This window comes from Mycolicibacterium sichuanense, from assembly GCF_033741125.1.
Classification (GTDB): domain Bacteria; phylum Actinomycetota; class Actinomycetes; order Mycobacteriales; family Mycobacteriaceae; genus Mycobacterium.
The window spans coordinates 423,251-438,112 of sequence record NZ_JAWQPU010000001.1 but is presented as its reverse complement, the minus strand read 5'-3'; the positions used below and the strand labels follow the sequence as shown (position 1 = coordinate 438,112).

Here is a 14,862-nt window from a genome sequence, read left to right as displayed (position 1 = left end):
TTTACTCCCCCGTTAAATGCTAACCCGCAAAGAGTTATACATGGGTTTGGCCATCTTCGAAAGACGGACCACTCAACCGCGGTCCCGTCCGTCCATGGCGGCGGCGCGCCTTCGTGCCGTTGGCGCGCCGCCGCATTTGGCCCGGGCTGCCGGAAGCGACCTTCCCCACGCCGGCACCATCGGCCACAGGCGAACGCCCGCGACCTCGATCATCGGATCGGTTGCGGGCGAGGCGATTTGGCCCATGAGACCGCCCGTAGGGGTGGACGACACCCCCGCGGCCAGGCGTCGGAACTACCTCATGCCGGTGCGGCCGGGGGTCCAGAAGGGCTTGGTGATCATCTGGCGCCGATCCCAGCCGCGCTCGTCGACGAGGATCTTGCGAAGCGTCTGGACGGTGCGTGCCTCCCCTGCCAGGTAGGCCGTCCCGGGGTGATCGGGCAACTGCAGGGCCCGCAGTGCGTCGGCGAGCACGGCCGAGTCGGCCGCCGAGGGGCCGCTGCGCTCGACGTGCACGAGCTGGCGAGCCAGGGATGGCGGAGCGGCACCCGGCTACGTCGCCCGGCCCGCCGTGCGGCCGTAGTGGCGCCGCGCCTTCATCCGGTTGCCACATTCGCTCATCGAGCACCACCGGCCGGTACCCCCACGGCTGCGGTCCAACAGGAACAGGTGGCACTCGCCGTTGGCACAGGGCCGCAACCGGCCCGGTCGCTCGTTCTGCAGTTCCCCCCACGCCAGGACGACGCGTGCGGACAGGCCCGCCGCCTCCAGTGACCACTGCAGCCCGTCGCCGCTGATCCTGGGGACCTTCCGAACCCCGGCGAGATGGCGATCGAGCACGTCGGCGCCGGCCTGGCCGCGGACCACGGCCTGCAGGTCGTCACGCACGGCGCGCACGGCGTCGAGGTCGGCGCCGGAGTGATCGTGGGCCCGCAGCCACCGCCGCGCTCCGTCGTCGTCGGCCAACAGATCGGTGTCGGCACCGTCGACCACCGGGGTGGTGTTGAGCAGGTCGAGCAGCACGTCGGTGAAGTGCGTTCGCATCTAACCACCATAGATCACTTGACAGGTTAGACGCCACGATGCTTGGGTGACCTAACCATCAAAATCGTCTTTAGGAGTTAGGCATGACCACGCACCACCGCTTCGCCGAGATCGCCGGCCGTCGGATGTTCTACCGGCAGGCCGGGCCATCGGACGCGCCGGCCATCGTCCTGCTGCACGGCACCCCGGCCAGCTCGCACATGTACCGCAACTTGATTCCCGCCCTGGCCGACCGCCACCACGTCATCGCTCCCGACTATCCGGGGTTCGGTCACTCTGAACGGCCACCGGTGGCGGACTTCGACTACACCTTCGACACGCTCGCCGATCACGTCGAGGCACTGCTCGACCATCTCGGGCTCACGCGTTACGCGCTGTACGTCCAGGACTACGGGGCGCCGGTCGGCTGGCGGCTGGCTCTGCGGAACCCCGAGCGCATCGCCGCGATCGTCACGCAGAACGGCAACGCCTACGTCGAGGGCTTCGTCGGCGACGCAATGGAACCGCTGTTCGCCTACGGCCGCGATCGCAGCGAGGCCAACGCGAACGTACTGCGCGGCCTCATCAGCGCCGAGGGCCTGAAATGGCAATACACCCACGGTGTCTCGGATCCGAGTGTCGTGGACCCCGATGCCTGGGTCAACGCCCACGCCGCGGTGGCCGACGGCGAGGAGGCGATCGCCGTGCAGCTGCAGCTGTTCGCCGACTACGTCACCAACGTCGAGCTCTACCCCCGCGTGCACGAGTACTTCCGCACCTCGCAGGTACCCCTGTTGGCGGTCTGGGGTCGCAACGACCAGATCTTCGGCCCGGCAGGCGCATTGGCGTTCACGCGCGACCTTCCCCACGCCGAGGTCGACCTGCTCGACGGCGGGCACTTCCTGCTCGAGAGCCGACTCGACGCGGTCGTGGCACTGATGCGGCCGTTCCTCGCCGAGCACCTCGCCTGAGGTCAGCGCAGCTCGGAGGCCGCCACCCATTCCGTCGGGCGCAGCAGCACGATCTCGGGGATGATGCAGGCCCGCGACAACCGGGTGGTCAACCGCACGGTCTCGGCGACGTCGCGAGGGGTGATCATCTCCACGGCACCACCCTCGCGGTACTCGTCGGCCATCGGGGTGTCGGTCAGGCCCGGGCAGATCGCGGTGGCCTTGATGCCCTCGCCTGCGAGCTCGTCGTGCAGGGCCTCGGTGAACCCGACCACCGCAGCCTTGGACGCCGAGTAGGCCGCGAGCATCGCCTCCCCGCGCTTGCCGGCGTTGGAGGCAGTGTTCACCACCTGCGCCGAACCGCGCTGTCCAACTGCCCTGCGCAGCAACGGAAGACACCTGTTGGTCAGCAGGATGACGGCTCGGGTGTTGACGGCGAACTGAGCGTCGACGAACTCCGCGGTGAGCTCGCCGACCGCCCTGGCGCCCGCCACCCCCGCATTGTTCACCAGTAGGTCCAGCGAACCGAAGGATTCGTCGTGCGATGCGGCCACCTCGTCGAGGAATCCCTCGTCGGCCAGTGAACCAGCGAGCCAACGCAATTCGGCATCGCTCCCAGGCGCCAGCTGGTCGGCCGTGCTCTGCAGCTTGCCGGGGTCGCGGCCGACCATCGTCACGGCGAACCCCTCTTCGAGGAGGACTTCGGTGATCGCCCTGCCGATGCCGCCATAGGCTCCGGTGACGATGGCGGTGCGCGCACTGCTGGTCATGGTGTGGGCGGGTGATCGCTACTCGACGGTGACGGACTTGGCCAGGTTGCGGGGCTTGTCGACGTCGTATCCGCGCGCCTGCGCGACCCCCGCGGCGAATACCTGCAGCGGAATGGTCGACAGCAGCGGCTGGAACAGCGTCGAGACCGCCGGCATCTCGATGAGATGGTCGGCATACGGCCGCACCGTGTCGTCGCCCTCCTCGGCGATGACGATGGTGATCGCACCGCGCGCCTGGATCTCGCGGATGTTGCTCAGCAGCTTGGAGTGCAGCATCGACGCGTTCTTCGGCGACGGCATGACCACGATGACGGGCACGTCGTCCTCGATCAACGCGATCGGCCCGTGCTTGAGTTCACCGGCCGCGAAGCCCTCGGCGTGCATGTAGGCCAGTTCCTTGAGCTTGAGCGCACCCTCCAGCGCCACCGGGTAACCGACGTGGCGGCCCAGGAACAACACCGTCGACGACGACGCGAACCGGTGCGCCAGTTCGGTGACCGGCTCCATGCACGTCAGCACCCGGGCGATCAGGTCGGGCATCGCCTCGAGCTCGTCGAACTCGCGCTTGACCTCGTCGGGGTACTTGGTGCCGCGCGCCTGCGCCAGCGCCAGCCCGACGAGGTAGTTGGCCGCGATCTGCGCAAGGAAGGTCTTGGTCGAGGCGACGCCGATCTCCGGCCCCGCCCGCGTGTAGAGCACCGCGTCGCATTCGCGCGGAATCTGTGAACCGTTGGTGTTACAGATGGCCAGTACCTTGGCCTTCTGCTCCTTGGCGTGGCGGACGGCCTCCAGCGTGTCGGCGGTCTCGCCGGACTGCGAGATGGCGATCACCAGCGTGCTGCGGTCCAGCACGGGGTCGCGGTAGCGGAACTCGCTGGCCAGCTCGACCTCGACCGGCAGCCGGGTCCAGTGCTCGATCGCGTACTTGGCCAGCATCCCGGAGTGGTAGGCCGTGCCGCACGCGACGATGAAGACCTTGTCGATCTCGCGCAGTTCCTGATCGCTCAACCGCTGCTCGTCGAGCACGATGCGCCCGTCGGCGAAGTGTCCGAGCAGGGTGTCGGCTACCGCGGCGGGCTGCTCGGCGATCTCCTTGAGCATGAAGTACTCGTAGCCGCCCTTCTCGGCGGCCGACAGGTCCCAGTCGATGTGAAAGGGACGAGTAGGGACGTCCGCATTCCCGTGGAAGTCCGTCACGCGGTAACCGTCGGCGGTGATCACGACAGCCTGGTCCTGACCAAGCTCGACGGCCTCGCGGGTGTGTTCGATGAAGGCCGCGACGTCCGAACCCAGGAACATCTCACCTTCGCCCACCCCGACCACCAGGGGCGTGGAACGCCTGGCGGCGACGATGGTGCCCGGGTCGTCGGCGCTGGCGAACACCAGCGTGAAGTGGCCCTCCAGACGCGGCAAAACGGCCATCACCGAGCCGACGAAGTCACCCGCGGTGGGTCCGTGGTGGTACTGCCACGACACCAGATGCACGGCGACCTCGGTGTCGGTGTCACTGGCGAACTCGACACCGGTGGCCTCGAGTTCGGCCCGCAGGGCCGCGAAGTTCTCGATGATGCCGTTGTGGACGACGGCGATCTTGCCGGCGGCGTCGCGGTGCGGGTGGGCGTTGCGGTCGGTGGGCCTGCCGTGGGTGGCCCAGCGGGTGTGGCCCATGCCGGTGGTGCCCGTCAGCCCCGCCGCGTCGGACTCGGCGAGCGCCGCCTCCAGGTTGGCCAGCCGTCCCGCACGACGGCGCACCGCCATGCCGCCGCTGCCGTCGAGCAAGGCGACACCAGAGGAGTCGTAACCGCGATATTCCATCCGGCGCAGGGCGTCGACCACGATCTCGCGCGCAGGACGCTTCCCGACGTAGCCGACGATTCCGCACATGACCAACCAGGGTAGTGCAGACGCCGGCCGCGGGGCCTGTGAGCTACGGTCATCGGGTGGCCAAGACGAAGAAGCTCTTCGCCGAGCTGACCCGCCGGGGACCGCACCGCGTCCTGCGCGGTGACCTGGCCTTCGCCGGTCTGCCCGGTGTGGTGTACACCCCGGAATCGGGCATGAACCTGCCCGGCGTGGCGTTCGGCCACGACTGGCTGGCCGGCGCCGACCGCTACGACGCGACGCTGGAGCACCTGGCGTCCTGGGGCATCGTCGCCGCCGCGCCGAACACCGAGACCGGCCTCGCCCCGTCGGTGCTCAACCTGGCCGTCGACCTGGGCACCACGCTTGACATCGTCTCCGGCGTGCGGCTCGGGCCGGGCAAGATCAGCGTGCACCCCACCAAGCTCGCCGTCGTCGGCCACGGATTCGGCGGTTCGGCGGCGGTGTTCGCCGCCGCGGGCATGGGCGCCAAGGTCAAGACCGCCGTCGCACTGTTCCCCGCCGTCACCAAGCCGCCTGCCCCGCAGCCCGCCGCCGGCCTGCGCATCCCCGGCCTGATCCTCGCCGCGCCGGACGACCCGCTGTCGATCCGGTCCGATGCGGTCGAGCTGGCCGCCGCGTGGCGGGGCGCGGCCCTGCGCACGGTCGCCAAGGCCGAGCCCGGCGGTCTGCTGGAGGGCTTCCGGCTGACTCGGGTGCTGGGCCTGCCCGGCGCGGACAAGCGCACCCAGAAGAACGTCCGCGCGCTGCTCACCGGCTATCTGCTGCACGTCCTGGCTGGCGACAAGACCTACCAGGACTTCGCCGACCCCGAAGCCGAGCTGCCCAAGACGACGCCGGCCGATCCCAGGGCGCTGAACGTCGCCCGCGAGGACAAGGTCGTCGCACTGCTCAAGCGGTAGGCACCGTCGCCTTCGGCCGCGCGGGCTGGCCCACGGCACGTGCACCCAGCGCGGCCACCGCTAGAGCAACCAGCGGCAGCAGCAACGCCAGGTTGAGCGAGATGAGCTCGGAGGCCCAGCCGATGATCGCGGGCCCGGCGAGCAGCGCGGCGTAACCGCACCCGATGACGCGGGAGAGGTCGGGACCCGCCGCGCCGGTCAGGTTGCCCGCCGCCGAGAACACCTGCGGCAACCCACCGGAGAGCCCGATTCCGACGATGGCCCACCCCACGACGGTCAGCGGCAGCGTCGGTGAGGCGATCACGACGGCCAGCCCGCATACCGCCGTCAACCCCCCAAACCCGACCACCCACGCAGGCCCCTTCGCCGCGGTGACCCGGTCGGCGGTGAAGCGCCCGACGGTCATCGCGGTGACGAAGGCGGCGAAGGCCAGGGCTCCGTGTGCCGCCGACACCCCGAGGTGCTGCTGGGCGTGCAGGCTGCTCCAGTCCATTGCGCAGCCCTCGGCGAACAGCAGCAGGAAGGCCAGCGCACCCAGCAAGACCAGACGCCGTCGCCGCGGCGGCGCGGTCGCCTCCGTCGAGCCGCTGGCAACGGTGGCGCGCGACTTGCTCGAATTAGTCTTTGCGGCAAGCAGATTGGGGGCGACCGGCACCGCCAGCATCAGGCACGCCACACACACCAGCGCCGTCGTCGAGGGCATGCTCCAGCCCGCCGACAGGGTCACCGCCCCCGCCAGCGAGCCGACCACGCTGCCGACCGAGAAGACGGCGTGGAAGGCCGACATGATCGGCCGTCCCGCCTCCTGCTCGACGGTGACGGCCCGCGCATTCATCGCCACATCGGTGATGCCCGTCGCGATTCCGAACGTCAGCAGGGAGCCGGCCAGCAAGACGGCCGTCGGCGCGTTCAGCGGTAGCGCGAGGGTCGACGCCATCGCCACCGCTCCCCCGAAGGCGATGCGCGCGCCACCGCAGCGGGCAATCAACGGGCCGCAGGCCTGCATGCCGACGAGCGCACCCGCGCCGTGCAGGAGCAACAGCGTGCCGAGCGTCCCCGCCGAGACACCGGTGCGCTGCTGAGCCGACGGGATGTGGACCGCCCACGTCGAGATGCACATTCCGAAGATCGCGAAGACCAGGAAGACGGCGGCACGGGACCACTTCAGGGAGCTCACCTCGTCGCCGATACCCGCTCGGCCGCAGGCGCACTCCGCTTCACGGTGCCATCATCGTCGCTCCGCCCGACGCGCCGCTCGCGCACCCGTTTCCCAACCAACTGGTTGATGGTGATATAACTCAGCGGGTGCGCACCGGAATCTTCCTCAGCTATGCCAGCGGCTTCCGAGAGGCGGCGGACCAGGTCGTCGAACTCGAGAAGTGCGGTGTCGACCTCGCCCTGGTCGCCGAGGCGTACTCCTACGACGCGATCAGCCAGCTCGGCTACCTCGCCGCGAAGACCTCGACGATCGAGCTCGGCTCCGGCGTCGTCCCGATCTACACGCGCACCCCGTCACTACTGGCGATGACGGCCGCGGGCGTCGACTACGTCTCCGACGGCAGGTTCCGGCTGGGCATCGGCACGTCCGGCCCGCAGGTGATCGAGGGCTTTCACGGCGTCCCGTTCGACGCGCCCCTGGGCCGCACCCGCGAGGTGGTGGAGATCTGCCGCCAGGTGTGGCGGCGCGAACGGGTGCAGTTCGACGGAAAGTACTACCAGGTGCCGCTGGCCGAGGGACGCGGCACCGGCCTGGGCAAGCCGCTCAAGCTCATCAATCATCCAGTGCGCGAGCGCATTCCGATCACCATCGCCGCACTCGGCCCGCAGAACGTGGCGCTCACGGCCGAGATCGCCGAGGGGTGGCAGCCGGTGTTCTACTATCCGGAGAAGGCCGACGACGTGTGGGGCGAGTCGCTGCGTGCGGGAACGGCCAAGCGGGACCCCGAACTGGGCCCGCTCGACGTGATGGTCTCGGCCAGTCTGGCCATCGGCGAGGACGTCGAGGACCGGTTGGCGTGGGCGAAACCTCAACTGGCCCTGTACATCGGCGGGATGGGTGCTCGCGGAAAGAACTTCTACCACGATCTGGCGACTCGGTACGGTTACGGCGAGGTGGCCGACCACATCCAGGATCTCTACCTGGCGGGCAAGAAGGAGGAGGCCATCGCCGCGGTACCCGACGAGCTGGTGCGCAACGTGTCACTGGTGGGACCCGCCGGCTTCGTCAAGGAGCGCCTGGCCGCCTACGCCGAGGCCGGTGTCACCACCATGCTGGTGCATCCCCTGGCGACCGAGGACCGCGAAGCAGTGAGGTTCTGCGAGGAACTGGTCGCGCTCGCACACTAGACGAGCAGGACCCCGCCCTCGACGGTGAGGACCGTGCCGGTGCCGAACGACTGCTCCATGCAGTAGACGTAGGCGAGCGCCACGTCATCGACCTCGCCGACCCGTCTGAGCGGAACTCGTTGCGCCTCTTGCTCGTACATCTGGGCGCGTTCGGCGTCGGGCAGCTCGTCCCACATCGGGGTGCGGACCAGACCCGGCGCCACCGCGTTGACGCGGATGGGTGCGAGTTCGACGGCCAGCGCGGTGGTGAGGGCGTTCATCGCACCGCACAGGCTCACGGGCAGCACCCCGAAACCCGGAGTCCATGCCGCGGTGCCGCTGGTGAGCGTCACCGATCCGCCCGTCCGCAGGCGCGGACCGAACACCCGCACCGTACTCACCGCGCCGATGAACCGGGTCTGCAGGAAGCGGTTCACCACCTCGGGCGTCAGCTCCGCCAACGGAGCCAGCTCCAGCGACTCGCCCGCGGTGTACACCAGATGATCGACTTCGCCAGCGTCCTCGGCGAGGCGTTCCAGTGCACCTGGGTCGGTCGGATCGACCGTCGCCCCGACGGCTCCCGCGGGCAGTTGGGCCAGCGCGCGGTCGACGCTGGTCTGGCGACGCGACGCCACGATGGGGGTGGCGCCACGCTCGGCGACTGCACGGGCCACACCGAGACCGATGCCGGAGGTGCCGCCGATGACGAGGACGCGGGTGTTCTGAAGACTCATGACTCCACCGTCCGCCCGACGGCACCCGGTGTCCAAGACCCATTTCGTCCGGTGGCGATACCCTCGGGGTATGACGAGTGCCGACCTCGACATGCGCAAGTTGCGGTACTTCGTGGCCGTCGCCGAGGAACTCAACTTCGGGCGGGCCGCCCAGCGCCTGCACATCGCCCAACCCGTGCTGTCGCGCCAGATCCGCTCGCTCGAGGACGAGCTCGGCGTCCGCCTGTTGAACCGCGACACCAGGGGGGCCAGCCTGACCGGGGCGGGCAGCCAACTGCTCGAGGATGCTCGTTTCCTACTGGCGGAGTCGAATGCGTTGCGCGACCGCGTCTCTCGCGCCGCCGCCCCGTCCCGGGTCATTCGGGTCGGGGTCATGCCGGGGCTCCTGGCGACCGCGGCCGTGGGCGCCTTCGAGGTCGACCAGCCACCGCACCGCGCCGAGGTGGTGCCGATCGGCTGGACCGAGCAGATCGAATCGGTGCTCAACCGCCGCCTCGACGTGGTCTACGCGCGAGGGCCGCTGGACCATCGCGGCCTTGGCACCGCGCTGCTCCTGGAGGAGCCGCGTGACGCCCTGCTGCCCGTCGACCATCCGCTCGCCGCGCGGACCGCGGTGCAGCTGGCCGAGCTCGCCACCGATCGCCTACTGCAGGATCCGACCTCCGTGCCCGAGTGGTTCGCCGTGGCGTCGCCGCACCAGCGCCGCGCCAGCCACCTGACGGCCGCCACCATGGAGGAGAAGCTCGAGCGCGTCGCCGCGCGCGAGGGCTTCGCGATCGTGCCGCGGTCGGCGACGGCGTTCTACCGGCGCCCAGACGTGAGCGTCGTGCCCGTCGTCGACATCGCACCCGGCCGCGTCACCCTGATCTGGAACGCGGCGGTCGTCGACCCTCTCCGTGACGCCTTCGTCACGGTGGCGCTGGCCTGCCGGGAGCAGACCATCTGATCGTCAGCCCGGCGTTCCTGGAGTGGGGCCCACCTGCGGCAGTTCGTCGGCCGCGATCTCGCACGGGGTCGGCCCCGGGTCCTGCGCGGCGGCCTCCGCCGCGGGCGGTGCGGGCGGGACCGGTTCCGGTGGCGGCGTGGGAAGCGGCTGTGGTTCCGGGGTGTCGGGCTGAGGCGGCTCGGTGAGACCCACGGCGGGCTCGGTGGTCGTCTCCTCCGCGGCCTTCGCCTCGTCGGGGTCGTCCTCGGCTGGATCGTCCTGGTCGTCCGGATCCTCCCCGTCCTTCGGATCCTCCCCGTCCTGCGCGCCGTCGAGCTCGTCCGTGTCGCCGTCATCGGGAGGATCATCCGTGGCATCGAGGTCGTCGACGTTCGCGGCGTCGGGCGCGCCACCGTGCCCGCCGCCCACCAGACCGCCGATCAGGTCGGCGAGCTGCTGACCGAAGCCGGAGAGCCCCGATCCCAGCGGCGACGTCGCACCCGCCAGATCGCCGAGCCCGGGCAGCGACGACGTTGGCGGGGCCGCCGTCGGCGGGGCGCCCAGATCGGTGGGCTGCGCCGCCGGCGCCGTCGGCGTGGGCGGGGGTGCCGGCGCGGGCGCGGGTGTCGGCGCGGGCGCGGGCCACGATGCGACCGACGCCGGGCCCGCCGATGCGCTTGTCGGCGTGGCCGATTGGACGGCCGCCGCGGGCACGGCCTGCGCCGTCGACCGCGGCGCGTCGACGTCGATGTCGCGGTGGGTCACGCCCGACCCGGTCCCGAACTCCCCGGGCATCTCGAACACGGCGGGCGCGGTAGCGGTGACGGTGCCGATCAACGCCGCGTAGGCGGCGTCGATCGCGGCTCCTGCGGACCGCATCGCGGCGACCCACTCCGAGCCGACGGCACCATCCACGTACGGCGTCACGCGCTGATCGACCAGCTCACTGGCCGCGGCGAGGTCCCCGGCGCCGGTGGTCACGGTGCTGGCAGCAGCCAACCACTCGGCGCGCTGCGGCGCCAGCCCGGCGGCGAGGGCCTCGGTCGCCGCCACCTTCGCATCCACCGCCCGCCACAGCGCGTCGCGCAGCGTAGCGACGGCATCGGCGGTGGCGTGCAGGGCATCGCCTACCGAAGTCGCGGCCTGACCGCTGCGCCAGGCGAATTCGCGGGCGGCTTCTCCTCCCCCACCGGACCACGCGGCCGCGAGCGCCGACGTGAGCTCGGCCTGTCGGCGGGCGGCGTCCTGCACCGTCACCGCGGCCGCGGACAGCGCAGTGTGGTCGGTGTCCAAGGCGTGCAGGTCGAGCCCCTCCTCACCGCCGTACCAATCGCGAACCTGGTTGGGCGCCAGGGTCAGATCGGGGTGCTGGTAGCCCAGACGGTGACATGCCGCCACGCATTCGGTGACGTCGTCCACCGCTGGGCGGCCCTCGGCGAGCCGCGCCGCGACGTCGAACCGCTCGGCCATCGTCACCCCAGCCGCAGCGCGACGCGGGCGTCGACGACGGCGTAGCGATGGGCTGAGACCGTCAGGGCGGTGGCGATCTCCCGCAGCGCCCTCGCCCAGATCGGCAATCGGCCGACGACGTCCTCGACGGCCCTGCGCAGCGCATCGCCGTCGGCGGCGTGGTCGGCGCCCGCGATCGCACCGTCGAAGCTCAACCGCCGCAGCTGCGTTCGCAGGACGTCCTCGACGAGGTCGGCGACGTCGTCGTACCGTCTGGCGACCGCGAGGAGTGCCGTGGCGTCCACCCGGGCGGATTCGTTTTCTCCCATATCGGGTTACGACGCAGCGCACGCCCGCCCGGTTCCACCCATTCGAGGTTCAGGACACCTCGACCCGGCCGAGGGTGCATCGAACGGCCTTCTGCCAGCTGACGTAACCCACGCCAGCGGTCGGCTCAGCGGTGTTCGCTCACCGAATCCGCGACGCGGGCCGCCAGCTGGCGCGCGGTGTCCTCGTCGGCGGCCTCCACCATCACCCGAACGACCTGCTCGGTTCCCGACGGGCGCAACAGGATTCGACCGGTGTCACCGAGTTCGGCCTCGGCTTCGGCGACCGCGGACTGCACCGAGGGAGCCTCGGCGACGGTGGCCTTGTCGGCCACCGCGACGTTGATCAGCACCTGCGGCAGGGTCTGCATCGGGGCCGCGAGCGTCGCCAGGCTCGAGCGGGTCTGCGCCATCCTCGACATCAACCGCAGTCCGGTGGCGATGCCGTCACCGGTGGTACCGAGCGATGGCATGACGATGTGCCCGGATTGCTCACCGCCGAGGGAGTATTCGCCCGCGCGCAGTTCCTCGAGCACGTACCGGTCACCGACGGCAGTGGTGCGGACCTCGATGCCCTCGGCGCGCATGGCGATGTGCAGACCGAGGTTGCTCATCACGGTGGCGACCAGGGTGTTCGACGCCAGCTGTCCGGCGTCACGCATGGCCAGGGCGAGGATGACCATGATGGCGTCTCCGTCGACGACCTCACCGAGGGCATCGACGGCCAGACAGCGGTCGGCGTCCCCGTCGTGGGCCAGACCCAAGTCGGCGTGGTGGGCCAGCACGGCAGACTGCAGCACGTCCATGTGTGTCGAGCCACAGCCGTCATTGATGTTGAGCCCGTTGGGTTCTGCGTTGATCGCGATCACCGTCGCACCGGCGGCTCGATAGGCCAGCGGGGCGGCCGTCGACGCGGCGCCGTGCGCGCAGTCCACCACGACGGTCAGCCCGTCCAGGGGCTCAGGGGCAGCGGTGGCGACGTGAGCGAGATAGCGTTCGAGGGCGTCACCGGCATCCACCACCCGGCCGATCCCGGCGCCGATGGGACGACTGCCCGGACCCGCACCGAGGAGCTCCTCGATGCGATCCTCGGCGGCGTCGTCGAGCTTGTGCCCGCCGCGACCAAAGATCTTGATGCCGTTGTCCGGCATGGGATTGTGCGATGCCGAGATCATCACCCCGAACTCGGCGTCGTAGGCACCGGTCAGGTAGGCGACCGCGGGGGTGGGCAGCACCCCGACGCGCAGGGCGTCGACGCCCTCGCTGGTGATGCCCGCGATCACCGCGGCCTCCAGCATCTCGCCGCTGGCCCGCGGATCGCGGCCCACGACGGCGACCCGGCGTCGACCGCCGGAGCTTCCGAGCCGGCGGGCCGCGGCCGAGCCGAGTGCCAGCGCCAGCTCGGCGGTCAGATCTCGATTGGCGACGCCGCGGACTCCGTCGGTGCCGAACAGTCGGGCCATGCCCCTCCTAGATACACCTCGAGCAGCGCACGACCGGGGTCCGAGGACGTAACCGGCCGTGCACTGCTCGCGGCCAAACAGAACTGAGGATCAGCGCTTGCTGTACTGAGGCGCCTTGCGGGCCTTCTTCAGACCGTACTTCTTGCGCTCGATGGCACGCGGGTCACGCGTGAGGAAGCCGGCCTTCTTCAGCGGCGGCCGGTCCTCGGGCTGCACGATGATGAGCGCACGGGCGATGGCCAGACGCAGCGCGCCCGCCTGCCCGGACGGGCCGCCACCGTCGAGGTGGGCGAAGATGTCCACGCTGTCGGCCCGGTCGACGAGTACCAGCGGCGCCTTGATGAGCTGCTGGTGCACCTTGTTCGGGAAGTACTCCTCCAGCGAGCGGCCGTCCAGGTTGAACTTGCCGGTGCCAGGCACCAGGCGCACTCGCACCACGGCCTCCTTGCGGCGGCCGACGGTCTGGATGGGACGGTCGATCAGGAGCGGCTCCCGCGGCGCGGGCGCGTCGTCGGCGGCGACCTCGACGTCGTCGACCTCGGTCGCGACGCCCTCGGGCTCCTCGACCACGTCGTCGACCTCGGTCACGTCGGTCACGTCAGTCGTCTCGGTCACTGGGCCACCTGCTTGATCTCGAATGGAACCGGCTGCTGGGCGACATGCGGATGATCGGGACCCGCGTACACCTTCAGCTTCTTCTGGACCTGCCGGCTCAGCTTGTTGTGGGGGAGCATGCCGACGATCGCGTTCTCCACGACCCGCTCGGGGTGCTTCTCCATCATTTCGCCGATGGTGCGACGGCGAAGGCCGCCCGGGTAACCCGAGTGGCGGTAGGCGAACTTGTTGGCCAGCTTGTCGCCACCGATGGCGACCTTGTCGGCGTTGATGACGATGACGAAGTCGCCACCGTCGACATTGGGCGTGAACGTCGGCTTGTGCTTGCCGCGCAGCAGGGTTGCTGCTGCAACGGCGAGCCGGCCGAGGACCACGTCGGTGGCGTCGATGACGTACCACGTGCGCGTGGTGTCACCCGCCTTCGGCGTGTACGTAGGCACAGCGCTACCTTCTCTTCTCTCGGGTTGTCCCCGGGGTTGCCAGGGGGTCGGTCCGGCGCTTGCAGCTGGAGTCCTCGGCGACCGACGTAGACCCGAGGACCCGCAGAGTCCACTGGACTCACCGCGCGCCAACCGAGCAGCCTACCGGCGACCGTCGGTGCAGGTCAAAACGCCGCATCCGCCCCGAGCCCGCGGGGTCGGCCCGCCGACCCAAGATCCGATCGGTGCAGTCCAGAGCCTTGCCGCAGCCGACTGTGCGGTCCCTCCCGGGCTCTCCTCCCGGTCGGGACCGCACAGGGTCTGGTGGCGGCGGGTCAGAACCCCCAGGCGCCGGCCGCCCGACGGTCGGTGTCGGCGACCTCCTCGGCGCCGTCGCGGACCGCGTTGCCCAGCGCGACGAGGATCTCGTTCAGGGCTGCCGCGGACCGGTCCCACCTGGCCTGTTCGACGCGGTACGCCTCGGCGGCCGCGCGGGTCCACACCGCTTGCAGCGGCGCTATCTGTGCCCGCAGCTCGTCCAGGGCCGCGTTGAAGCGCGCGGAGGTCTGGTGAATCTCCTGTCGGACGGTGTATTCGATGGCGTTGAAGTCATAGGACAGAACCGGATCCATCGTTGCTCCATCTTGGCTGGTGGTCGGGGTTGGTGGTCGGGGTTGGTGTCGTGGTTCGGGAGGGCTATCGGGCGTCGACCGCGGCGATGCGGTGCGAATGCACGTCGGCCGCCTCGCGCAGCGTGCGTTCGTTGGTGCGGATGGTCTCGGCGATGCGTTGCAGGGACTGGTGCAACGCCAGCGACTCGGTGTTCCACCGGTCGACGACCTCGCGGAACCGCAGCGCTGCGGCCCCGCCCCACACCGAGGGCGGAACGCTGGTCATCTGGCCGATGAAGGCCCGCAGCATGGCGGCGGTCTCGTCGTTGCGGGTGTCGATCTTGCCCGCCACGGTCGACATCAGACCCAGGTCGGTGTTCAAGGCTCCACTGGTCATCGGCATCCCTTCGTCGTGATCGGTATGAATGGTTGGACGCACCGAACGGCCCATCGGTTCCTTTGTCGCCGA

16 protein-coding genes and 1 pseudogene are annotated in these 14,862 nt (G+C 70.2%); 4 read left to right on the top strand and 13 right to left on the bottom strand.

Annotated elements, in window-relative coordinates:
* Positions 1-294 precede the first annotated feature (294 nt).
* Positions 295-531 (bottom strand): annotated as a pseudogene (locus SBI80_RS02135) (SIP domain-containing protein); the annotation flags it as partial.
* 21 nt (positions 532-552) lie between these two features.
* Complete coding sequence (locus SBI80_RS02130) at positions 553-1,044, bottom strand: CGNR zinc finger domain-containing protein (RefSeq protein WP_318972780.1); 492 nt, start codon at positions 1,042-1,044, stop codon at positions 553-555.
* An 83-nt stretch (positions 1,045-1,127) separates the two neighbouring features.
* On the opposite strand from SBI80_RS02130, the gene SBI80_RS02125 reads away from it, so the two are divergent.
* A complete protein-coding gene (locus SBI80_RS02125; RefSeq protein WP_318972779.1) occupies positions 1,128-1,994 on the top strand; it encodes an alpha/beta fold hydrolase in 867 nt (288 codons plus the stop codon).
* A 2-nt stretch (positions 1,995-1,996) separates the two neighbouring features.
* Here SBI80_RS02125 and SBI80_RS02120 read toward each other — a convergent pair whose 3' ends face one another.
* Complete coding sequence (locus SBI80_RS02120; RefSeq protein ID WP_318972778.1) at positions 1,997-2,743, bottom strand: SDR family NAD(P)-dependent oxidoreductase; 747 nt, start codon at positions 2,741-2,743, stop codon at positions 1,997-1,999.
* Positions 2,744-2,761: 18 nt separating this feature from the next.
* Positions 2,762-4,627 carry a glutamine--fructose-6-phosphate transaminase (isomerizing) gene (gene glmS / locus SBI80_RS02115; protein ID WP_318972777.1) on the bottom strand — a complete coding sequence of 622 codons (1,866 nt, stop codon included), beginning with the start codon at positions 4,625-4,627 and terminating at the stop codon, positions 2,762-2,764.
* Between the two features lie 56 nt (positions 4,628-4,683).
* On the opposite strand from glmS, the gene SBI80_RS02110 reads away from it, so the two are divergent.
* The gene (locus SBI80_RS02110) at positions 4,684-5,526 is read left to right on the top strand and encodes a dienelactone hydrolase family protein (protein ID WP_318972776.1); all 843 of its coding nucleotides are present in this window, start codon (positions 4,684-4,686) and stop codon (positions 5,524-5,526) included.
* Here the strand turns inward: SBI80_RS02110 and SBI80_RS02105 are convergent.
* Entirely contained in the window at positions 5,516-6,703 is a 1,188-nt protein-coding gene (locus SBI80_RS02105) for an MFS transporter (protein WP_318972775.1), read from the bottom strand. The genes SBI80_RS02110 and SBI80_RS02105 overlap by 11 nt on opposite strands.
* Positions 6,704-6,831: 128 nt before the next feature.
* On the opposite strand from SBI80_RS02105, the gene SBI80_RS02100 reads away from it, so the two are divergent.
* Entirely contained in the window at positions 6,832-7,872 is a 1,041-nt protein-coding gene (locus SBI80_RS02100; RefSeq protein ID WP_318972774.1) for an LLM class F420-dependent oxidoreductase, read from the top strand.
* Here the strand turns inward: SBI80_RS02100 and SBI80_RS02095 are convergent.
* Positions 7,869-8,585, bottom strand: a complete 717-nt coding sequence (locus SBI80_RS02095) for an SDR family oxidoreductase (protein ID WP_318972773.1) — start codon at positions 8,583-8,585, stop codon at positions 7,869-7,871. The genes SBI80_RS02100 and SBI80_RS02095 overlap by 4 nt on opposite strands.
* A gap of 70 nt (positions 8,586-8,655) precedes the next feature.
* On the opposite strand from SBI80_RS02095, the gene SBI80_RS02090 reads away from it, so the two are divergent.
* Positions 8,656-9,531, top strand: coding sequence for a LysR family transcriptional regulator (locus SBI80_RS02090; protein ID WP_318972772.1), 876 nt, complete (start codon positions 8,656-8,658; stop codon positions 9,529-9,531).
* Between the two features lie 3 nt (positions 9,532-9,534).
* Here the strand turns inward: SBI80_RS02090 and SBI80_RS02085 are convergent, their stop codons facing one another.
* The 7 genes from SBI80_RS02085 to SBI80_RS02055 all read right to left on the bottom strand — a co-directional run bounded on the left by SBI80_RS02085 (position 9,535) and on the right by SBI80_RS02055 (position 14,796).
* On the bottom strand, positions 9,535-10,980 hold the full coding sequence (locus SBI80_RS02085; protein WP_318972771.1) for a hypothetical protein: 1,446 nt from the start codon (positions 10,978-10,980) through the stop codon (positions 9,535-9,537).
* 2 nt (positions 10,981-10,982) lie between these two features.
* Positions 10,983-11,288 (bottom strand): DUF7162 family protein, encoded by a 306-nt coding sequence (locus SBI80_RS02080; protein WP_318972770.1) that lies wholly within the window; start codon positions 11,286-11,288, stop codon positions 10,983-10,985.
* Positions 11,289-11,413: 125 nt separating this feature from the next.
* Complete coding sequence (gene glmM / locus SBI80_RS02075) at positions 11,414-12,748, bottom strand: phosphoglucosamine mutase (protein ID WP_318972769.1); 1,335 nt, start codon at positions 12,746-12,748, stop codon at positions 11,414-11,416.
* A 90-nt stretch (positions 12,749-12,838) separates the two neighbouring features.
* Positions 12,839-13,231, bottom strand: a complete 393-nt coding sequence (gene rpsI / locus SBI80_RS02070; protein ID WP_489685598.1) for a 30S ribosomal protein S9 — start codon at positions 13,229-13,231, stop codon at positions 12,839-12,841.
* A gap of 128 nt (positions 13,232-13,359) precedes the next feature.
* Positions 13,360-13,803: a 50S ribosomal protein L13 gene (gene rplM / locus SBI80_RS02065; protein WP_318972768.1), complete on the bottom strand. Its 444-nt coding sequence runs from the start codon at positions 13,801-13,803 to the stop codon at positions 13,360-13,362.
* A 314-nt stretch (positions 13,804-14,117) separates the two neighbouring features.
* A complete protein-coding gene (locus SBI80_RS02060; RefSeq protein ID WP_318972767.1) occupies positions 14,118-14,414 on the bottom strand; it encodes a WXG100 family type VII secretion target in 297 nt (98 codons plus the stop codon).
* Between the two features lie 64 nt (positions 14,415-14,478).
* The gene (locus SBI80_RS02055) at positions 14,479-14,796 is read right to left on the bottom strand and encodes a WXG100 family type VII secretion target (RefSeq protein WP_318972766.1); all 318 of its coding nucleotides are present in this window, start codon (positions 14,794-14,796) and stop codon (positions 14,479-14,481) included.
* Between the last annotated feature and the right edge of the window lie 66 nt (positions 14,797-14,862).